Raw genomic sequence first — 20893 nt, 5'->3', positions numbered from 1 at the left:
CGCCACAATTACAAGCCGCGGACGCGTCAGGATGCGCTCATGGCAGGCCGGCGACGGCGCGTGCCGGGCCGGTCAATTCGAGAATGTGCAGACCGGTGTTGGCGCGGTCGACCGCATAAATGTAGCCGCGGTCGTCGGTCTCGACATTGTTGGTCTGGATCGCGACCTTGCAGCGCTGCTGGCCGTCGATGGTGACGCAGCGCTTGTCGGTCGCGGACGTGATCGAGGGAATGAAGTAGCCGACCTCCTTCGGGTGATAGGGATCGCGGATGTCGAGCGCGCGGACGCCGGCATTGAAGAAGGCGATGAACGCCATCTTCCTGTAGTAGACCGGCGCCATGCTCTCGTTCGACGAATGCGAACCGAACCGGCCGCCGCGCTCGCAGAACGACCCGCTTTGCTCCGGCACGGTGTAGCTCGAGATCACCATCGGCCGCGCCTCCGTGGTGACGTCGGCGAACCACACCATCTGCCGCGCCTCGCCGCATTCGTTCTGGATCGCCTCGTCGACGATCATCACGATGTCGCGGGTCTGGCCGTCCTTGTCATGCGCGAACTCCGCGATTGGCATGCCCGGCATCGGAAACGTCGTATGCGCGCCGTTCAGCGCCGACAGCGGCATCCGCGCGATCTCCGGGAATTTCAGATTCTCCGGCGTCGGCGCCTTCGGCCCGTTCAACAGCTTGTCGCGATCGACGATCTGCAGGAAGCCGTTCTTGTTGGTGCCGTAGCCGAAATAGACGCGGTTGCCCTTTGGACCGGTCGAGATCGGCCCGTGCAGTTCGGTCGGCACCGCGCCGGTCGCCCCCGGCTCCTGCCCGGGCAGGCCGAAATCCCTGATCTTCACGGGATGCGCGGGATCGGAGAGGTCATAGACCTGTGTCATGCGCCGCGTGCGCCAGCCCGGCGCGCCCGAGACAAGGAACGCGATGCCGGTGTCGCATTCCCACCAGCTCTTGTGCGTGTCCTTCAGCCCTTCGCCGATCCGCGTGACCAGCACGGGATTGGCGGGATCGGCGACGTTCCAGATCTCATGTGCTTCGCTGCCGAAGGTGCGCAGCATGTAAACCGCGTTGCGATCGCCCTTCGGCAGATCCTTGCCGTCGCAGACGCGCACCATCTGTGCGCCGCCGGATTCATATTTGCCTTCCTGCCCCGGAATGTGCCGCAGATATTTCGGGTGCGCGGGATCGGTGACGTCGACGATCGAGGTGCCGTTCGGCTCGGCCTTGCCGGTTATCGGATTGACGGGATCGGGGATGTCGTCGGTGCCGCCGTGATGGCCGATATAGGCAATCCAACGATCGCCTTGATGATGGATGGTCGGCTGATAGGCGCTGCGCGCCTGCAGGTCGTTATATCCGACCAGCTTCATGTTGGAGGCTTCAGGCGGCGCGCCGATCTTCTGCTGCTGGGCGCCGGCGCCGCACGTCAACAAAATCCACAAGACCGTGCAGCAAGCCGCAGTAACGCGACCACCCATGCGCACCACCCTTGTTTCAAACCAATCTGCTTCCAAACCAATCTGCGTTGGCTGACGGCACGATAACACGAGGAATCAAGGGTCCAAACACACGCTCTTGACATGCAATCGTTTGGTTGCCTATTATCCAACCCATGGATGAAGTCTTCAAAGCTCTGGCGGATGCCTCTCGGCGTACGCTGCTGGACCGGCTTCACGCCCGAAACGGACAAACCCTCAATGAACTCTGCGACGGCCTCGACATGACGCGTCAGGCCGTGACGAAGCACCTTGTGATTCTCGAAGACGCCAACCTCGTCACGTCAGTCAGGCATGGCCGCGAGAAGCTGCACTACCTCAACCCGGTTCCGATCCATCAGATCGGCGAGCGGTGGATCAGCAAGTTCGAGCGCGGGAAGCTCACAGCGCTCAGCGAATTGAAACGGCAATTGGAGAAGCGTGATGAGTAAGCCGGAATTTGTCTATGTCACCTACATCGAGACCACGCCGGAGAAGCTGTGGGACGCGCTGACCAAGAGCGAGTTCACGCGGCAATACTGGTTCGACACAGAGCTCAAGTCCGACTGGAAGGTCGGTTCGCCGCTTGCGCTGGTGATGGGCGGCAAGACAACCGACACCGGCGAGATCCTGGTGGCCGACCGGCCGCGGCGGCTCGCCTACACGTTCAAGCACGAGCTCGACGAGGAGATGCAGAAGGAGCCTGCGAGCAAGGTCGTCTTCACGCTCGAACCGTTCGACAATGTCGTCAAGCTGACCGTGACGCATGAGGGCTTCGGCGCCGGCAGCAAGCTCTTCGACGGCATTTCCAAGGGCTGGCCCGCGATCCTGTCCGGGCTCAAGAGCCTGCTCGAAACCGGCAAGGTGTCGCCGATTCCGCCGCGGGCGCTCGGGATCGAAGGCTTCGAATGACAATGAAGATCTATCGAAGGGTGCGCACAGACATGAACATCGAATCGTTCAAACCGGCGATCGTCTACACGATCTACATCGCGTCCACGCCGGAGAAGGTGTGGCAGGCGCTGACCCAGGCCGAGTTCAGCCGAAAGTACTTTTCCGGCAACGCTGTCGAAGTCGACCTGAAAGTCGGCGGCGCCTACATCGTCCGCACGCCGGACGGCGCGCTGCACATCTCCGGCGAGGTGATCGAATGCGATCCGTTGAGGCGGCTGACCGTCACCTTCAACGTCAACTGGCCGCAGCTGATCGAGAAGCTCGGGCCGACGCTCGTCACCTACGAGATCGAGCCCGCAGGCGACGGCGTGAAGCTGACGCTGCTGCAGTCGCATGACCGCCCGATCAGCGACGACATTCTCTCCGGCGGCCGCGCCGGCTGGCCGGCGATCCTCTCCAGCCTGAAGAGCCTGCTGGAAACGGGACAAGCCATGATGATCCCGATGCAGCCGCCAGAGCGCATGCTGGCCGCGCTCAAGGAATTGGGAATCCCGATGCCGACGTAAGTTTGCGACACAGTCGTCCTGTATTCCGCGGTCGTCCCTGCGAAAGCAGCGACCCAACCACCGCTTTGCGTGTGGAGTTCAGTGGGCTCACAGGATCGCGCAACAACCGCCCCCCGTGGTGATGGGGTCCCGGGTCGCGCTGCGCTTGCCCGGGACGACGATGGAGGACGATGGAGAGAGTCAGCCCAGCGCCCTCAGTTCACGCCGCAGCACCTTGCCCGTTGCCGTCATCGGCAGGCTCTCCGCAAACTGCACGAAGCGCGGATACTCATGGGCGGCGAGTTGCATCTTGACGAATTCCTGGATCTCCCGCGCCAGCGCGTCGCTCGGCGCATGGCCGGGGCGCAGCACGATCCAGGCCTTGATCGACTCCGTCCTGATCGGATCGGGAATGCCGACCACGGCGGACATCGCGACCGCCGGGTGCTTCATCAGCGTGTGCTCGATCTCGGACGGACCGACCCGATAGCCGGCGGTGGTGATGACGTCGTCCTCGCGGCTGACGTACCAGAAATAGCCGTCCTCATCCTGCACGCCGAGATCACCGGTGAGCAGATATTCGCCGGCATATTTTTTCGCGGTCGCTTCCGGATTGCGCCAGTACTCGATCATGGTGCAGGGGCATGGCTGGCGCACGCCGATGATGCCGCGCGTGCCCCGCGGCAGTTCCTCGCCCTTGTCGTTGACAATGCGGACGTCGAAGCCCGGCGTGGCGCGGCCCATCGAGCCTGGGCGGATCGGAAACAAATTGGAATTGCTGCCGATCACGAGATTGCATTCGGTCTGGCCGAACACCTCGTGGGCATCGATGCCGAAGGTGTCGCGCACCCAGCCCAGCAGCTCGCCGCCGAGCGATTCCCCTCCGGTGAAGATGCTGCGCAGCTTCACGCCCGGATTTTTCACATTGGCCTGCCGCATCAGCTTCAGCGCGGTCGGCGGCAGGAACACGTTGCGGATGCCGAGCTCTGCCATCATCTGCATGGCCGCCTGCGGCTCGAACTTGCGCGCGCGGTGACCGACCAGCGGGATGCCGTGATACCAGAACGCGAACAGCCCGTTGACCAACCCGCCGATCCAGGCCCAGTCGGCCGGCGTCCACATCAGGTCGCCCGTCCTCGGCAGGAAGTTGTGGCACATCTCGACATTGGGCAAATGGCCGAGCACGACGCGATGCGCATGCAGCGCGCCCTTGGAATTTCCTGTCGTGCCCGAGGTGTAGATGATCAGGCCGGGATCGTCGGGCGAGGTATCGACGGTGGTGAATGCAGGCGAGGCCGATTGGATTGCGCTCCAGAACGATGTCGTGCCCGCCGGCACGCGGTCGCCGACAATATAGATGGCCTTCAGGTCGGGCAGGCGGTCGCGGATCCTGGTGATCTTCTCCCAGCCGGCCTCGTCGGTGATGATGGCCTTGGCAGCCGAATTCGACAGGCGGAATTCGAGCGCGTCCTCGCCGAACAGCGCAAATAGCGGGATCGAGATCATCGCTGAGCGGAACGCCGCGAGGTGCGCGACTGGCAGTTCGAGGGATTGCGACAGGAACACCGCGACGCGGTCGCCGCGGACGAGGCCGTCGGCATCAAGCACATTGGCGAAGCGGCGCGAGGCCTCCGCGATCTCGTCGAACGAGGTGCGCGTGGTGCCGCCATCCTCATCGACATAGACCAGCGCGAGCCGCCCGGTGCCGTCGGCATAACGGTCGCAGCAGGCGGTCGCGATGTTGAAGCGCTCGGGGACCTCCCAACGGAAGTTGCGGTAGAGCTCGTCGTAGGTGGCGGCTTCCTTGAGCATGGCGTGTGTCGTTCCCGTCCCTCGTCATGGCCGGACTTGACCCGGCCATCGATGTTCTTGCTTGCGCCGGATTGTGGATTGTAAAGACGTGGATGCCCGGGACAAGCCCGGGCACGACGAAGGAAGAATGTGAGCCTGGATGAAGCATGCGTAGCCGGATGGGGCGAAGCGCAATCCGGGGACTTTCCAAGCGGATGACGTCGACCCGGATTTCGCTTCGGTCCATCCGGGCTTCGACATCAGGACGAGAGCGCGGCCTTCACGAGGCCGCTGGCCTTGGCGAAATCCATCTGGCCGGCGTATTTCGCCTTCAGCGCGCCGATCACCTTGCCCATGTCCTTGACACCGGCTGCGCCGGTCTCGGCGATGATGGCCGATATCGCGGCCTTCACCTCGTCGTCGGACATCTGCTTCGGCAGATAGGCGGAGATCACGGCGATCTCCGCGCGCTCCTGGGCGGCGAGTTCGGCGCGGCCGCCCTTGTCGTAGAGCTCGACCGATTCCTGGCGCTGCTTGATCATCTTCTGCAACAGGCTGAGCAGCTCGGTGTCGGACAGTGGCGGCTTGCCCTGCCCGCGCGCGTCGATGTCGGCGTTCTTGATGGTCGAATTGACCATACGCAGCGTGGAGAGCTTGCGCTCGTCCTTCGCCTTCATCGCCTCCTTGACCGCATTGTTGATGTCGTCACGCAGCATCTTGGTGTCCTTGAACTAGCAATCCCTTCATGTAGGCAGTTTGCAACGACAGAACAACTCTCGCTTGACGCGTTTCTTCACGCGAACCGGCGTCCACCCCGCATCGAGTGCGGGGCAAGCTTCGCTTGAAAACGTTAGTTCCGCAGCCATTCGACCAGCGCGTTCGCGCAAGCCTGCGGCTGCTCCGGCTGCGGCAGGTGCCCGCAATTTTCCAGGATCACGAGCTTCGCGCCGGGGATGCCGGCTGCCATTTCCGACGACAGCGCATTCGGGATGGTATTGTCCTCATCGCCCGAAAGCACCAGAGTCGGGCACTTGATCCAGGCGAGCGTCGGCCGCGAGTCCGGCCGGTTGATCACCGCCGTCTGCTGGCGAAGGAAGGCGTCGGCGCCGACATCCTCGCCCATATCGTAAACGAGCCGGCGCAGGCTCGCATCGTCGCGCCGCGACGGGTGCACGAAGCCGGGAAACAGCTCGTCCAGCACCGCGCGATAGTGCCCGCTCCTGGCGCGCTCCATCATGCCGCGGCGGCGCGCTCGCCTCCGGCGTATCAGGCCGCGCCTGGGTGTTGATCAGCGCCAGCCTTGCCACGCGCTCCGGTGCCTGGCGCATGATCTCGAAGGCGATGTAGCCGCCCATCGAGTGCCCGGCGAGGGCAAAGCGCGGCGGCGCCTCGGCGAGGATCCGGCGGGCGATCGCGCCCATATTGTCGTCGCGGATGTGGTTGGCGACCGTGACCGCCCCGAACCGCCACAGCGCCGGGATCACGGGGGCGAAGATCCGGGGCGACGAGACGAGCCCTGGGACGAGCAGGATCGGCATCGTGTTGTCCATGCGGGGCTCCGAACCGGGTTATTTTCGGCAAGCAAACGGCCTGCTTTGGGAACTTTAGATTAAAAGGCCGTTCTGGCCTGTCAATTCGACCGGCAACGCGGTGTGAATCCGCGTCCTTTCGCTTTGACGCCGCAGGGTGCGGCGTCTATTTAAAGGGCTCATGACAACATCCGAAAATGCTCCCGCCTGGCCGGACCACAAACCGACCGCGCTCCTTGTGCTTGCCGATGGCACCGTGCTGGAAGGCTTTGGCCTCGGCGCGGAGGGCCACGCCGTCGGCGAGGTCTGCTTCAACACCGCGATGACCGGCTATGAGGAGATCCTGACCGATCCGTCCTATGCCGGGCAGATCATCACCTTCACCTTCCCGCATATCGGGAATGTCGGCACCAACGAGGACGACATCGAGACGGTGAACATGGCCGCGACGCCCGGCGCGCGCGGCGTGATCCTGCGCTCGGCGATCACCGACGCCTCGAACTACCGCGCCACCCGTCACCTCGACCAGTGGTTGAAGGCGCGCGGCGTCATCGGCCTGTCCGGCATCGACACCCGCGCGCTGACCGCGCTGATCCGCTCCAAGGGCATGCCGAACGCCGTGATCGCGCATTCGAAGACCAGCGAGTTCGACCTGCACGGGCTAAGGGAAGAGGCCCGCGAATGGCCCGGCCTCGAGGGCATGGACCTGGTGCCGATGGTCACCTCCGGCCAGCGCTTCACCTGGGATGAAACACCCTGGGCGTGGGGCAAGGGCTTCGGCCGGCAGACCGCGCCCGAATTCAACGTGGTCGCGATCGACTACGGCATCAAGCGCAACATCCTGCGCCTGCTCGCCGGCGTCGGCTGCAAGGTGACCGTGGTGCCGGCGACGACCCCGGCCGAGGATATTCTGGCGATGCAGCCGGACGGCGTGTTCCTGTCGAACGGCCCCGGCGATCCGGCCGCGACCGGCAAATACGCTGTGCCCGTAATCCAGAAGGTGATCGAGTCGGGCACGCCGACCTTCGGCATCTGCCTCGGCCACCAGATGCTGGGCCTGGCCGTCGGCGCCAAGACCATGAAGATGCACCAGGGCCATCATGGCGCCAATCATCCGGTCAAGGACGAGACCACCGGCAAGGTCGAGATCACCTCGATGAACCACGGGTTTGCGGTGGACGAGGCGACGCTGCCTGATGGCGCGACGCAGACCCATGTCTCGCTGTTCGACGGCTCCAATTGCGGCATCGCGCTCGAGGGCAAGCCGGTGTTCTCGGTGCAATACCACCCCGAGGCCTCACCCGGTCCGCGCGACTCGCACTATCTGTTCCAGCGCTTCGCCGACCTGATGCGGCAGAAGAAGGCACGCGCCGCGTAAAGCGCGCCCGGCCCCGACCTCATCGGGGACGACCCGACGATTCATCCAAAAGCGAGGCATGCCCGGACCTGGTCCAGGCATGACTTTTTGTCGCGGCTTTCATGCGCCGGCGGCGCCGCGCTAGCCAAGCATGATGCGGTGACGCAGCATCGCATCATGCTCTCAGCACCAGGTCTCACATTTCGGCGCGCACAATCTTAGCGCGCAGAAGCGATCACCACACGCATGCTTGGCGGCAGCGATGCTGTACCGAACCCAACACGACGCACGGCCGCCTTATCCTGCTGAGGAACCGAGGCTCCGGCAGTGAGTTCTATCTCCGCAGCATTAGCACGCGCGGCTCAACCGTCACCAATAGCTGTCAACGACTGAGACGATCATGGTGCCACAGGTTGGGCCGGAGCTGGGATCAGGCAGGGGTGCAGCGTTGACCGAATCAAAAGCCGTCGGGAACAGCAGGCAAATAAAGAAGGTGTTCGGCATGCCAGCGCCGGTCGAGCACGCACCAACCGAAAGCGTCGTCCGCGATCGCGCCTATAGGGCGCGATAAACAACTCAAGCTCGCGAATGGTTCATGCCCGACAGAAAGCATTACATCAGGTTGCCGCATCGCGCAGTTGTCTTTGTCGGAGACGGCCGCAAGGCACTTTTTCTCCTCAATGAAGGTACCGGCCTGGAGCCGCGCCTGAAAGTCCAGCGGGTTCTTGAAGATGAGAACCCACCGACCCATGAGCAAGGGGCGGACAGGCCGGGGCGAGCGCTGTCCTCCATCGAGCCGAACCGCAGCGCGATGGAGCAGACCGACTGGCACGACATCGAGAAACGTCGGTTTGCCCGGACGATCGCCAGCGCCCTGGATCGCCTTCTGCAAGAATCGCATGCGGAGCGCGTTGTCATCGTGGCGCCGCCGCGGACGCTCGCGGACCTGCGCCGATCATTTTCCCCCGCAGTCGAGAAGCTGATTGTCGCGGAAATCGCAAAGGACTTAACCGGCCTGACCGTCGGCGACATCTCGAAATATCTGACCGCCTGATCATACCGGCCTCAGTTGCAACAGACCGCTCGCAAAATACAGACCTCCCGGCGCCGAGCGCGGGAAGGCGTCGTCAGGGCTGGCGCGGCAGCCTGAGTTTACGCACCACCGCGCCGGTCACGGTGGAAAAACCGGTTTCCCTTTTCCGGATCATGCTCTCGTCATCGTTGCGCAGGATCACGTCGCCTTCACTTCGATCTTCTTCTGCTGCTGCGCTTGCGAGGTCTTCGGCAGCGTGATGGAGAGCACTCCCTTCGAGAAAGTCGCCGCGATCTTGTCGCGATCGACACCTTCGGGCAGGGCGAAGCTGCGCTGGAACGCACCATAGCTGCGCTCAGACAAATAGTGGTTCTTCCTCTTCTCTTCGTGCTCCTGGCGGCGCTCCCCCTTGAGCACCAGCGTATCACCGCTGAGCGAGACATCCACGTCCTTCTCGCTAAGACCCGGAAGCTCAGCGTCGATCCTGTAGGCCTTGTCGTCTTCGACGATGTCCACGGCGGGCGCCGCAAAGCTGAAAGAGCGCTCCCAGTCCGGCTCCATGTCCAGCGCCCGCCATAGCGACGGGAACCCAAAGCCTCCGGCGAAGCGGTCGAACATGCGATCCATCTCGGCACGCAGCGCGTGAAACGGATCCCGGCCGAGCGGTGCGGGTGTTGTCTTGCGAACGACAGCAGGGGTCTGAGCCATGTCTGTTCCTCCTTGCGTTTGAACTGGTTCGGCGGAATCAACTCCCGGAAAATCTGTTGGCTCCGCGCGATGATCAGCGGGACCATTGGAGAATGGTCGAGTGCGGCCCCATTCCCGTGGGTCGAGACAGTTCACAGCCCATGATGCGATGACGAGCCGACCAGCAGCCGGACCGATTGGAGCGCGGCATGCTTTGCAGCAAGCCGCGGTCGTGGCGCTCTCGATTGCCTAGGGGGCGCGGTCAGCTCATACGGTCGGGTCGCGACCGCTCCACGGCCTGACGTCAGGGAACGCGGGCGCTGACAACCGGTTGATCCGCGCGTAGTCTCTTGCTCGCGCGCGGGAGGAGCCCATGTCCGCAGTCAAAGCCGGGATCGAGCCGCAGGCCATCGTCTTCGAGGATGACGGGCTCGTGCCTAACAACCGAATCCCGTTCCTGGTCTACAAGGGCGTGGTTGATCTCGGGAGCGATCCCGAAGCCACGATCGAGCGCCTGTTCGGTGATAATGGCTGGGGCGCGATGTGGCGGAATGGCGTCTACGACTATACACATTACCACGCCACCGTACATGAGGTGCTGGGCGTCGCCCGCGGCAGCGCGCGTGTGCAGTTCGGTGGCGAGCGCGGGCATGCGATGGAGATCGCCGCTGGCGACGTTGCGATCCTGCCCGCCGGCACCGGACACCAATGCCTGTCGGCGAGCGGCGATTTCTGCGTAATCGGCGCCTACCCACCGGGCCCGCCGATGGATCTGCAGCGGCCGACGCCGGAGAACCACGCCAAGGCGCTGAAGATGATCCCGCTGGTCGCGGTGCCCGCGACCGATCCGGTGATGGGCAAGGATGGGCCGCTGGTGCGGCTGTGGAAGCGGTAGCGTCCCAACAAGCGCTGCACACCCCTTCCCTTCTCCCCTTGTTAAGAGGCGAGGGTGAATTCTAGGCCGCGTTGCTGCCTTCCTGGCGGCTCGCCTCGAACAGGAACCAGGTGCGGCGCTCGGTCTCGTCGATGAAGGTCTCGAGCAGGCCCGAGGTGCCGGAATCCTCGTGGTCGTCGGCAAGCTTGTGCGCCTTGCGCATCGCAGCCACGATATGCTTGTTGTCTTCCATCAGTTCGCGCAGCATTTCGCGCGGTGGGACATAGTCCTCGTCGTTGTCCTTGATGGTCTGATGCTTGGCGACATCGCCGATCGACTTCAGCGTCGTCCCGCCGAGCTTGCGCACCCGTTCGGCGAGTTGATCGGTGGTCGCGAAGATCGCGTCCGACTGCTCGTCCAGCAGCAGATGGTAATCATGGAAATGCCGGCCACTGACGTGCCAGTGGAAATTCTTCGTCTTCAGGTAGAGCGCAAAGGTGTCCGCCAGAAGCGTGTTGAGCGAGGCCGAAATCTTGTCCACCGCAGCCTGCGGAAGATCGCTCGGCGTGACGAGATCGGAGGAGATTCTATCGGACTTATTGTCGTTCCTGGCTTTGCTCACGCTGGACCTTCCTGTTAGGAACCCGTATTTCGGCGCATTGATCATTGGCCGCCGGACCGCTAACGCATCATCTAACCACCCGTTCCTGAACGCCGGGAACCCGCTTCCACCGGATACCAAACGCGATGGATGAATGGATCGATTATTACGATTCCACGCATACGATCTATGCAAGCAGGCTGCACCGCGACCTGCATTTTGAGGCCATAGCGCGCGACATCATCGGCTATATCACCTCATCAGACGCGGTGGTGCTGGACTATGCCTGCGGCGAGGCGCTGTCGGCGGCCAAGGTCGCGGACGCCTGCGCCAGGCTGTATCTGGCCGAGCCGGCGCCCGGCGTCCGTGGCAGGCTGGCCGCGCGTTTCGCGCCCAATGCCAAGATCTCCGTGCGCTCGCTCGACGATCTCAGCCAGATGGACGAAAGCTCGCTCGACCTCGTCGTGATGAATTCGGTGGCGCAATACATGACGCCGCAGGAACTCGATTCCGCGTTCGCGGTGATCCATCGCCTGCTGAAACCGTCGGGCCGCCTCGTGCTCGGCGATATCCTGCGGCCCGATGTCGGCATGATCAGGGACGTGCTGGCGCTGCTGCACTTCGGCGCAACCCATGGCTTCCTGCGCGACGCGCTGATCGGGCTGGTCAGCACCGCGCTCTCCGACTACCGGCAATTGCGCAACAGGATCGGGCTGCAGCGCTATGGCGAGGCCGAGATGACTGCAAAGCTCGCCAGGGCCGGCTTCAGCGCGACGCGCGCGCCGCGCAACATCGGGCACAATCCGTGGCGAATGACGTTCGTGGCGCACCACCAATCATAGGTTGCGCCGGACGTTAGGGTTAACCAGAATCCCTCATAGCCAGCACAGAAACAATCAGCAATAGTTGGCTCGGCCCGGTGGCGGAAGCGTCGACGCGGCAGTGGTGCATCACTGTTTATCCTGGTTCAACTCCAGGCCGGGCCTCCAACCTTCGCTCGCTTGGCGAGTTTGGTCAGGCAAGCCCCGCCTCAGGGGCGACGCCGCAGGGTAACCCGATACGCCCAACTGCCCACCCAGGTCCCTTTGGCCCCTCCGACGCGCCCGGCCCAGCGCGCCCCCGAAATGCAGAATTTCCCCCAGAATCGCGGTTGATTGGGCCCTCTTGGGGGTTTCGCGGGTGCGGAAACTGGTCTAAAGACCACCCGCGCGCGAGGGATCGCGCTTCTAGGCTCGAGGGACGCGCGGAACGCGCGCCCTTTTTTTGTGCCCAAATTCCAGTCCGCGAGACCTGATGCCCAAAAGAACCGACATCTCCACCATCCTGATCATCGGCGCCGGTCCCATCGTGATCGGCCAGGCCTGCGAATTCGACTATTCCGGCACGCAGGCCTGCAAGACGCTGAGGGAAGAGGGCTATCGGATCGTCCTGGTCAATTCCAACCCGGCGACGATCATGACCGACCCGGAGCTCGCGGACGCAACCTATATCGAGCCGATCACGCCCGAAATCGTCGCCAAGATCATCGAGAAGGAGCGCCATGTCATCCCCGGCGGCTTCGCGCTGCTGCCGACCATGGGCGGGCAGACCGCGCTGAACTGCGCGCTGTCCCTGCGCAAGCACGGCACGCTGGAGAAGTTCGACGTCGAGATGATCGGCGCTACGGCGGACGCCATCGACAAGGCCGAGGACCGGCAGCTGTTCCGCAACGCCATGGAGAAGATCGGGCTGCAGACGCCGAAGTCGCGGCTCGCCAACGCCTCGGCGCTCAAGAAATCCGACCGCGACCAATACCTTGCCGACCGCGCCAGGCTGACCGGCGCCGAACTCGAAGAGTTCGAGCGGCAATGGGATGCCGGCGAGAACGAGCGGCGCAAGCGCTACCAGCAGCAGGCACTTGCCGAAGCGCTGATGGCATTGTCGGACATCGGTCTGCCCGCGATCATCCGCCCCTCCTTCACGCTCGGCGGCACCGGCGGCGGCATCGCCTACAACAAGGAAGAGTATCTCGACATCATCGAGCGCGGCCTCGACGCCTCGCCGACCAACGAGGTGCTGATCGAGGAATCCGTTCTCGGCTGGAAAGAGTTCGAGATGGAGGTGGTGCGCGACAAGAAGGACAATTGCATCATCATCTGCTCGATCGAGAACGTCGACCCGATGGGCGTGCACACCGGCGATTCCATCACGGTGGCGCCGGCGCTGACGCTCACCGACAAGGAATACCAGATCATGCGCGACGCATCGATCGCGGTGCTGCGCGAGATCGGCGTCGAGACCGGCGGCTCCAACGTGCAGTTCGGTATCAATCCGGACGACGGCCGCATGGTCGTGATCGAGATGAATCCGCGCGTGTCGCGCTCCTCGGCGCTGGCCTCCAAGGCCACCGGCTTCCCGATCGCCAAGGTCGCCGCAAAGCTCGCGATCGGCTACACGCTGGACGAGATCGCCAACGACATCACCGGCGGCGCCACGCCCGCCTCGTTCGAGCCGACCATCGACTACGTCGTCACCAAGATCCCGCGCTTCGCATTCGAGAAATTCCCCGGCGCCTCCTCCACGCTGACGACCTCGATGAAGTCGGTCGGCGAGGTGATGGCGATCGGCCGCACCTTCCAGGAGAGCCTGCAGAAGGCCCTGCGCGGGCTCGAGACCGGGCTGACCGGCCTCGACGAGATCGAGATCGAGGGCCTCGGCCGCAGCGATGACAAGAACGCGATCCGCGCCGCGCTCGGCACGCCGACGCCGAACCGCCTGCTGCAGGTCGCGCAGGCGATGCGGCTTGGCTGGTCGAACGAGGAGATCTTCAATTCCTGCAAGATCGATCCCTGGTTCCTCGCCGAGATGCGCGGCATTGTCGAGATCGAGGAAAAGGTCCGCAAGAACGGCCTGCCGCCGAACGGCTACGGCATGCGCATGCTGAAGGCGATGGGCTTCTCGGATGCGCGGCTTGCGGTTCTGACCGAAACCACCGAGGCCGAGGTGACCGCGAGGCGCCACGCGCTCGGCATCCGTCCCGTGTACAAGCGGATCGACACCTGCGCCGCCGAGTTCGCCTCGCCCACGGCCTATATGTACTCGACCTATGAAGCGCCATTCGCGGGTGCGGCGGCCGACGAAAGCGCTCCGTCCGACAGGAAGAAGGTGATCATCCTCGGCGGCGGACCGAACCGCATCGGCCAGGGCATCGAGTTCGACTATTGCTGCTGCCACGCCTGCTTTGCGCTCGCTGATGCCGGCTACGAGACCATCATGGTCAACTGCAATCCGGAGACGGTATCGACCGACTACGACACCGCCGATCGCCTCTACTTTGAGCCGCTGACCGCCGAAGACGTGCTGGAGATCATCGCGACCGAACGCAAGAACGGCACGCTGCACGGCGTGATCGTGCAGTTCGGCGGCCAGACCCCGCTGAAGCTGGCGCGCGCGCTGGAAGCCGCCGAAGTGCCGATCCTCGGCACCTCGCCCGACGCGATCGACCTCGCGGAGGACCGCGACCGCTTCAAGCGCATCCTCGACAAGCTCCGCCTCAAGCAGCCGAAGAACGGTATCGCCTATTCGGTCGAGCAGGCCCGTCTGGTGGCGGCCGATCTCGGGCTGCCGCTGGTGGTGCGTCCGTCCTACGTGCTGGGCGGCCGCGCGATGCAGATCATCCGCGAGGAGAACCAGCTCAACGATTATCTGCTCGGGACGCTGCCCGAGCTCGTGCCGGCCGACGTGAAGGCGCGCTACCCGAACGACAAGACCGGGCAGATCAACACCGTGCTCGGCAAGAACCCGCTGTTGTTCGACCGCTATCTGTCCGACGCGACCGAGGTCGACGTCGATTGTCTCTGCGACGGCAACGACGTCTTCGTCGTCGGCATCATGGAGCACATCGAGGAAGCCGGCATCCACTCCGGCGACTCCGCCTGCTCGCTGCCGCCGCACTCGCTCGATGCGAAAATGATCGAGGAGCTGGAGCGGCAGACTCGCGAGCTCGCGCTCGGCCTCGACGTGGTCGGCCTGATGAACGTGCAATACGCCATCAAGGACGGCGCGATCTACGTGCTCGAGGTCAACCCGCGCGCATCGCGCACGGTGCCGTTCGTCGCCAAGGTGATCGGCACGCCGGTCGCCAAGATCGCCGCGCGGATCATGGCCGGCGAGAAGCTCGCCGACTTCAAGCTGAAGAAGAAGAAGCTCGACCACGTCGGCGTCAAGGAATCGGTGTTCCCATTCGCGCGCTTCCCGGGCGTCGACACCGTGCTCGGACCGGAGATGCGTTCGACCGGCGAGGTGATGGGCATCGATCGTTCGTTCGAGGTCGCGTTCGCGAAGAGCCAGCTCGGCGGCGGCACGCGTGTGCCGCGACGAGGCACGGTGTTTGTCTCGGTGCGCGGCGACGACAAGACGCGCATCGCAGATGCGGTGCGGCTCTTGCACTCGCTCGGCTTCAAAGTGATGGCGACCTCGGGGACGCAGCGCTATCTCAGCGACAACGGCGTACCGACGGAAAAAGTGAACAAGGTGCTCGAGGGACGCCCCCACATCGTCGACGCCATCACCAACGGCGACGTCCAGCTGGTCTTCAATACCACCGAGGGTCCGCAGGCGCTGGCCGACAGCCGCTCGCTGCGGCGCGCTGCCCTCTTGCATAAAGTGCCGTATTACACCACTCTTTCCGGCGCGGTGGCGGCAGCGCGGGGGATCCGGGCCTATCGGGACGGAGACCTTGAGGTCCGCACGCTTCAGAGTTACTTTTCCGAAAGCTGACCGCTGCCCGGGCCGAAGGTCCGAAACGGTCAGCAATTAGCCGAACGGCTGGAACTCACCGCGCGATTGGATGTTGTCACGGCCCTTAGCGGGGCCGAAAATCACTGGGCTTCCGGGCATTCCTTACGCCCAGATTCCTGCGTTAGCTGAACTCGATATCTCGTGCGCGTTGGATGCGTGCACGGGAAAAGGACGAAGATGATGGAAAAGGTTCCGATGACAGCGGGTGGGTACGCCGCACTGACGGACGAATTGAAGCATCGCCAATCGGTAGATCGTCCGCGCATCATCGAACACATCGCGGAGGCGCGCTCGCACGGCGATCTCTCTGAAAACGCCGAGTATCACGCCGCCAAGGAAGAGCAGTCGCACAACGAAGGCCGCATCGCCGAGCTCGAAGACAAGCTCGCGCGCGCCGACGTCATCGACATCTCGAAGCTCTCCGGCGATACCATCAAGTTCGGCGCCACCGTGACGCTGGTCGACGAGGACACCGAAAAGAAAGCGGTGTGGCAGATCGTCGGCGAGGTCGAGGCCGACGCCAAGAAGGGCCGCATCTCTATCACCTCGCCGCTCGCGCGCGCGCTGATCGGCAAGAAGAAGGGCACCACCGTGGAAGTGATGGCACCCGGCGGCGCCAAGGCGTACGAGATCACCAAGGTCGAGTGGCGATAGATTTATTCTATGCAGAGCCAGCGAAAGAGCCGCGTTTTCCAGCGCGGCTTTTTTCGTCGCTCGCGGGCGGGCTTCATCCACAGGCGCTGACACAATTGTGAGTTGCCATAACTGATTAACTTGTTAATGGATGATCCCGGGATTGATTATAAATCATAACTAAATGGCCGTCCGCTGACAGAACCGCGCTTCGCGCAGTGCTCGAAGCGAGGCGCATGCGCGACGTGCGTGCGGCTTGCAGACAGCGGCACACCGCCGGCGTTCTGCTGCGCTGCCAAGGCGCGAACCCGACGCCTGGAATGATCTTGTCGCGGGGGCATCACATGCTGGAGACGAACTCCACGTATAATGCAATCCTGCGAAACTTCGAACTTCAGCGTGTCCAACAGGGGAAAATGACATGGACCAAGCTCTCGCCAGATGGCAGCCGACGGCGCTCAGCCTGTTTCGATTCATTACGGGGCTATTGCTGCTTCAGTATGGCGTCGCCAAGGTGTTGAAGTTTCCGGCGCTCGCCTATTTCGCCAACCCGCCGCCGCTGATCATGACCGCCGGCTGGCTCGAGCTCGTGCTGGGTGCGCTGTTGATCATCGGCCTGTTCACGCGACCGGCCGCGTTCATCCTGTCGGGCGAAATGGCTTTCGCTTATTTCATCGGGCACGTGTTCAAGAATCCCGCCGAGCCGGTGCTTCATCCGCTCAACAATGGCGGCACTGCTGCAATCCTGTTCTGCTTCGCCTGCCTTTACATCGCGACCTCGGGCGGCGGGCCGATCAGTGTCGACGAGATGCGGAAGAAGAAGTAGCTAAAGCAATCTCGCTTTCACCAACATCCTCATTCCGGGCTGGTCCGCAGGACCAGATCGCGGCAGCGCACTGGAAATTTCGAGATTCCGGGGGCGCATTTTCGATGCGCCCCCGGAATGACATGAACCGCCTTCGATCGGCACAGGGAAACACCATCGCGCGGGTTCCAGCATCGACTCGCACACGGCGGTGAGCGCGCATCGTTGCCGATTTCCGATCGCCGCCGCTTGAACCAACCGCCTCGGCTGTCGTTGACGCTGGGACGAGTGGTGGAGAGCACGATGAACTTCGATCGTCTTGGCGCAGCCTATCGGCCATATGTCTTGAGCTTGTTCCGTTTCATCACTGGCCTGCTTCTATTCCAGTACGGCGTCGCGAAAATCTTCAAGTTCCCAGCACTCGCGTATTTCGCCAATCCGCCTCCACTGATCGTGACCGCAGGTGCGCTTGAACTCGTGTTCGGTGCGCTGTTGATGGTCGGCCTGCTCACGCGGATCACGGCCTTCATTCTGTCGGGCGAGATGGCCTTCGCCTACTTCCTTGGCCATATGTTGAAAACCGGCGAGCCGGTGCTGCTGCCGCTCAACAATGGCGGAACCGCTGCGATCCTGTTCTGCTTCGCCTGTCTCTACCTGTCGGCCGCCGGCAGCGGACCTGTGAGCGTCGATGCCGCGATCAGCAAGCGGCGCAAGTCGCGCGATGAGGAACGGCCGCCCTTCAGGCAAGCTGCCGAATAGCGCAGGCCTCTCAGCCCGCCGCCTTGAGATCCAGCGGCACGGCGGCCTCGTATTTCGAATTGTGCAGCACCAGTGACGTCCTGACATTGCGCACATGTGGCGCGGCCGTCAGGTGCGTGACGAAGTCCTGGAACGTCGCCATGTCGGGGGCGACGCATTTGAGGATGAAATCGACTTCGCCCGACAGCATCCAGCATTCCCGGACCAGCGGCTCGGCGCGGACGAAGTCCTCGAAGGCGCGCAGATCGGCGTCGGCCTGACTCGATAGATGCACGGATGCGAACACGGTAACGTCGAACCCGAGCCGACGGGGATCGAGCAGACCGCGGTATCCCAGGATGTAACCCTCCTCTTCCAGCGCCCGGACCCTGCGCAGGCAGGGCGGCGGCGAGATGCCGACACGTTTGGCCAGTTCCACATTGGTGATTCGGCCATCGGCCTGGATCTCGGCGAGGATTTTGAGGTCGATCTCATCAAGGTTCTTCGACACGCGACTACAGTTCCCTTGAGTTCCCTTGGGGTCTGGAAAGCTCGGCAAATTTGCCGGCAACTCTCATAGCGCAGGCGGCGCACGATGCGCAATTTTATTGCGCGTGCAGCGCACGATTTCGCGATTTTGATTTCAGTTCCGGGGAAAATTCGCCGCTATGGATTGCAAATCTTGCATAGCTAACCAGATATCCTAGACTTGGATTTGACACTTTTGGTGCCGCCGCGACGTCTTTCCGGGGCGCTTCCCACACAAGTCCTGACCAAAGTCCCCAGAAGAGAGGGATCTGCTAATGCCCGCGCCTGTTCACGCCAAGATCGTCATCATCGGGTCCGGCCCCGCCGCGTACACCGCAGCGATCTACGCAGCACGCGCAATGCTTGAGCCGGTGCTGATCCAGGGCATCCAGCCGGGCGGGCAGCTCACCATTACCACCGACGTGGAGAACTATCCGGGCTTCGCTGACGTCATCCAGGGCCCCTGGCTGATGGAGCAGATGGAGAAGCAGGCAGCCCATGTCGGCACCAAGATCGTCACCGACCACGTCAACAGGCTGGAACTCGGCCAACGGCCGTTCCGCCTGACGTGCGACTCCGGCGACGTCTATCTCGCCGAAACCGTGGTGCTCGCCACCGGCGCCCAGGCCCGCTGGCTCGGGCTTCCGTCGGAAGAGAAGTTCAAGGGGTTTGGCGTCTCGGCCTGCGCGACCTGCGACGGCTTCTTCTATCGGGGCAAGGAAGTCGTGGTGGTCGGCGGCGGCAACACCGCGGTCGAGGAAGCTCTGTTCCTGACCAATCACGCCTCCCAGGTCACCATCGTGCATCGCCGCGATCATTTCCGCGCCGAGCGCATCCTGCAGGAACGGCTGTTCAAGCACCCCAAGATCAAGGTGGTGTGGGACTCCACCATCGACGAGATCTGCGGGTCCGAGAACCCGAGCAAGGTCACCCATGTGCGGCTGAAGAACGTCAAGACACGTGCGCTGACGGAGCTGCGCACCGACGGAGTCTTCATCGCGATCGGTCACGCGCCGGCGACCGAATTGGTCAAAGGCCAGATCAAGCTGAAACCGTCAGGCTATGTCGAAGTGGCGCCGAACTCGACGGCGACCTCCGTCCCCGGCCTGTTCGCCGCCGGCGACGTGGCGGATGAAACCTATCGGCAGGCGGTCACCGCCGCCGGCCTCGGCTGCATGGCGGCGCTCGAGGCGGAACGCTTCCTGGCACTTCGCGCGAGCGATCGCGCTGCGGCGGAATAATCATGGCACGATCTCGCGACGGATTTACGGATATGGACTGGGACAAGCTGAAGGTCTTTCACGCTGCGGCGGAAGCGGGCAGCTTCACGCATGCCGGTGAGCAGCTTGGGCTTTCGCAATCGGCGGTCTCCCGCCAGGTCAGCGCGCTCGAGCAGGAGCTGGCGGTCTCGCTGTTTCACCGCCACGCCCGCGGCCTGATCCTCACCGAGCAGGGCGACCTGCTCTTCCGCACCGCGCATGACGTCTTCATGCAGCTGCAGGCGGCGCGCGCAAAACTCACCGACAGCCGCGAGCGGCCGAGTGGCGACCTCAAGATCACGACGCCACAAGGGCTCGGCATCAACTGGCTGATCCCGCGGCTTGACGAGTTCACCGCGCTCTATCCGGATATCCGGGTCTCGTTGATCGTCACCGACGAGGATCTCGATCTGTCGATGCGCGAAGCCGACGTCGCGATCCGCACCCGCAAGCCGACGCAGCCGGACCTGATCCAGCGCAAGCTGTTCTCGATCGGCTTCCACGCCTATTGCTCGCCGGAATACATCAAGCGCTTCGGCACGCCGCGAACGCTCGATGATCTCGACCAGCACCGCATCATCATGCTCGGCGACGCCCAGGTGCTGCCGCACTTGCAGAACCGCAGCTGGCTGATCGATGCCGGGCGCAACGGCTCCGGACCGCGCGAGCCCTTCTTCAAGGTCAACAATATCCTGGGCTTGGTGCGCGCCTGCCAGCAGGGGCTCGGCATCGCCGCGCTGCCGGACTATCTGGTCGAGGAGGACAGCCGTCTCGTGCAACTGTTCGGCGAGTCCGACTCGATCGCGCTCGACACCTACTTCGTCTATCCGGAAGAGTTGAAGACGGTGGCGCGGGTGCAGGTGTTCCGCGACTTCGTGGTCAGCAAGGCGCAGCGCTGGCCGTCCTGATTAAGCGGCCCTTATACGCTTTAGTTATAGGGCTTCGCGCTGCCTGAGACGCCCCCTAAGTCTCCGCATGTCTGACATGCGACCTCGACGGTTGCTGCATGGTGCCGATGAGGATCATAGTGTTTGCACGCTGAGCGTTCGCGTTGCGCATATGTCCCCCTCCTCCAGTGGCGCGGAAGTTCAGTAATCCCTCTTGGAAGGTGATTGTGTCGGCCTCACGTGGCCAATACCTCAAGCCGGGCTCTATCGAGCCCGGCTTTTTTTCTTTTCATCGATGCGTGATGTCGGTGCTGTGCGTCGCGCTCATGCGCTTTACGTCCTTTCCGTGCGCCGCACGTCACAGTCAACACGCGCATTGACAACAAGCACGCGGCGCAGCATCATTGTTCGATGATTACGACTTCGTGCGCTGTTCTGTCGTCGAAAAAAGATCCCCTCCCGGGGACACGAGA

19 protein-coding genes and 1 pseudogene are annotated in these 20893 nt (G+C 63.3%); 13 read left to right on the top strand and 7 right to left on the bottom strand.

The window, feature by feature from the left end; all coding sequences use genetic code 11:
- Nucleotides 1-37: 37 nt before the first annotated feature.
- Nucleotides 38-1375 (bottom strand): hypothetical protein, encoded by a 1338-nt coding sequence (locus MTX23_RS07135; RefSeq protein WP_280977991.1) that lies wholly within the window; start codon nt 1373-1375, stop codon nt 38-40.
- A gap of 242 nt (nt 1376-1617) precedes the next feature.
- On the opposite strand from MTX23_RS07135, the gene MTX23_RS07130 reads away from it, so the two are divergent.
- From MTX23_RS07130 to MTX23_RS07120, 3 genes are read left to right on the top strand one after another with little or no spacing between them, the layout of a single operon-like run.
- Entirely contained in the window at nt 1618-1932 is a 315-nt protein-coding gene (locus MTX23_RS07130; protein WP_280975915.1) for a metalloregulator ArsR/SmtB family transcription factor, read from the top strand.
- A complete protein-coding gene (locus MTX23_RS07125) occupies nt 1925-2392 on the top strand; it encodes an SRPBCC family protein (RefSeq protein WP_280975914.1) in 468 nt (155 codons plus the stop codon). The genes MTX23_RS07130 and MTX23_RS07125 overlap by 8 nt, the downstream gene beginning before the upstream one ends.
- 32 nt (nt 2393-2424) lie before the next feature.
- The gene (locus MTX23_RS07120; protein ID WP_280975913.1) at nt 2425-2940 is read left to right on the top strand and encodes an SRPBCC family protein; all 516 of its coding nucleotides are present in this window, start codon (nt 2425-2427) and stop codon (nt 2938-2940) included.
- Between the two features lie 180 nt (nt 2941-3120).
- On the opposite strand, the gene MTX23_RS07115 is transcribed toward MTX23_RS07120, so the two are convergent.
- From MTX23_RS07115 to MTX23_RS07105, 3 genes and pseudogenes are all read right to left on the bottom strand, one after another.
- The gene (locus MTX23_RS07115; protein WP_280975912.1) at nt 3121-4731 is read right to left on the bottom strand and encodes an acyl-CoA synthetase; all 1611 of its coding nucleotides are present in this window, start codon (nt 4729-4731) and stop codon (nt 3121-3123) included.
- Between the two features lie 239 nt (nt 4732-4970).
- Nucleotides 4971-5426, bottom strand: a complete 456-nt coding sequence (locus MTX23_RS07110) for a GatB/YqeY domain-containing protein (protein WP_280975911.1) — start codon at nt 5424-5426, stop codon at nt 4971-4973.
- A gap of 134 nt (nt 5427-5560) precedes the next feature.
- Nucleotides 5561-6260 (bottom strand): annotated as a pseudogene (locus tag MTX23_RS07105) (alpha/beta hydrolase).
- Nucleotides 6261-6420: 160 nt separating this feature from the next.
- Between MTX23_RS07105 and carA the strand changes: the two are divergent.
- Together carA and MTX23_RS07095 are read left to right on the top strand one after the other, a co-directional pair.
- Nucleotides 6421-7617: a glutamine-hydrolyzing carbamoyl-phosphate synthase small subunit gene (gene carA / locus MTX23_RS07100; protein WP_280975910.1), complete on the top strand. Its 1197-nt coding sequence runs from the start codon at nt 6421-6423 to the stop codon at nt 7615-7617.
- 574 nt (nt 7618-8191) lie between these two features.
- Entirely contained in the window at nt 8192-8650 is a 459-nt protein-coding gene (locus MTX23_RS07095; protein WP_280975909.1) for a host attachment family protein, read from the top strand.
- Between the two features lie 177 nt (nt 8651-8827).
- On the opposite strand, the gene MTX23_RS07090 is transcribed toward MTX23_RS07095, so the two are convergent.
- Nucleotides 8828-9247 (bottom strand): Hsp20/alpha crystallin family protein, encoded by a 420-nt coding sequence (locus MTX23_RS07090; RefSeq protein ID WP_280975908.1) that lies wholly within the window; start codon nt 9245-9247, stop codon nt 8828-8830.
- A gap of 442 nt (nt 9248-9689) precedes the next feature.
- Here MTX23_RS07090 and MTX23_RS07085 point away from each other — a divergent pair, with 442 nt between their 5' ends.
- The gene (locus MTX23_RS07085) at nt 9690-10211 is read left to right on the top strand and encodes a hypothetical protein (protein WP_280975907.1); all 522 of its coding nucleotides are present in this window, start codon (nt 9690-9692) and stop codon (nt 10209-10211) included.
- A 61-nt stretch (nt 10212-10272) separates the two neighbouring features.
- Here the strand turns inward: MTX23_RS07085 and MTX23_RS07080 are convergent, their stop codons facing one another.
- Nucleotides 10273-10812, bottom strand: a complete 540-nt coding sequence (locus MTX23_RS07080; RefSeq protein ID WP_280975906.1) for a DNA starvation/stationary phase protection protein — start codon at nt 10810-10812, stop codon at nt 10273-10275.
- 125 nt (nt 10813-10937) lie between these two features.
- Between MTX23_RS07080 and MTX23_RS07075 the strand changes: the two genes are divergently transcribed.
- The 5 genes from MTX23_RS07075 (at nt 10938) to MTX23_RS07055 (ending at nt 17767) form a co-directional block, all read left to right on the top strand.
- Entirely contained in the window at nt 10938-11633 is a 696-nt protein-coding gene (locus tag MTX23_RS07075; protein WP_280975905.1) for a class I SAM-dependent methyltransferase, read from the top strand.
- A 451-nt stretch (nt 11634-12084) separates the two neighbouring features.
- Entirely contained in the window at nt 12085-15549 is a 3465-nt protein-coding gene (gene carB / locus MTX23_RS07070; RefSeq protein WP_280975904.1) for a carbamoyl-phosphate synthase large subunit, read from the top strand.
- A gap of 201 nt (nt 15550-15750) precedes the next feature.
- Nucleotides 15751-16224, top strand: coding sequence for a transcription elongation factor GreA (greA, locus tag MTX23_RS07065; protein ID WP_280975903.1), 474 nt, complete (start codon nt 15751-15753; stop codon nt 16222-16224).
- Nucleotides 16225-16624: 400 nt separating this feature from the next.
- A complete protein-coding gene (locus MTX23_RS07060) occupies nt 16625-17029 on the top strand; it encodes a DoxX family protein (RefSeq protein WP_280975902.1) in 405 nt (134 codons plus the stop codon).
- A gap of 282 nt (nt 17030-17311) precedes the next feature.
- The gene (locus MTX23_RS07055) at nt 17312-17767 is read left to right on the top strand and encodes a DoxX family protein (protein ID WP_280975901.1); all 456 of its coding nucleotides are present in this window, start codon (nt 17312-17314) and stop codon (nt 17765-17767) included.
- A 10-nt stretch (nt 17768-17777) separates the two neighbouring features.
- On the opposite strand, the gene MTX23_RS07050 is transcribed toward MTX23_RS07055, so the two are convergent.
- Complete coding sequence (locus MTX23_RS07050; RefSeq protein ID WP_280975900.1) at nt 17778-18257, bottom strand: Lrp/AsnC family transcriptional regulator; 480 nt, start codon at nt 18255-18257, stop codon at nt 17778-17780.
- A gap of 292 nt (nt 18258-18549) precedes the next feature.
- Here MTX23_RS07050 and trxB point away from each other — a divergent pair, with 292 nt between their 5' ends.
- Both trxB and MTX23_RS07040 read left to right on the top strand, forming a co-directional pair.
- The gene (gene trxB / locus MTX23_RS07045; protein ID WP_280975899.1) at nt 18550-19515 is read left to right on the top strand and encodes a thioredoxin-disulfide reductase; all 966 of its coding nucleotides are present in this window, start codon (nt 18550-18552) and stop codon (nt 19513-19515) included.
- Between the two features lie 2 nt (nt 19516-19517).
- The gene (locus MTX23_RS07040; RefSeq protein ID WP_280975898.1) at nt 19518-20441 is read left to right on the top strand and encodes a LysR family transcriptional regulator; all 924 of its coding nucleotides are present in this window, start codon (nt 19518-19520) and stop codon (nt 20439-20441) included.
- The last annotated feature ends 452 nt before the right edge of the window (nt 20442-20893 follow it).

This window comes from Bradyrhizobium sp. ISRA436 (genome assembly GCF_029910015.1).
Lineage (GTDB): Bacteria > Pseudomonadota > Alphaproteobacteria > Rhizobiales > Xanthobacteraceae > Bradyrhizobium.
The sequence above is the reverse complement of the archived record's forward strand: the minus strand, read 5'-3'. Positions and strand labels throughout refer to the sequence as shown.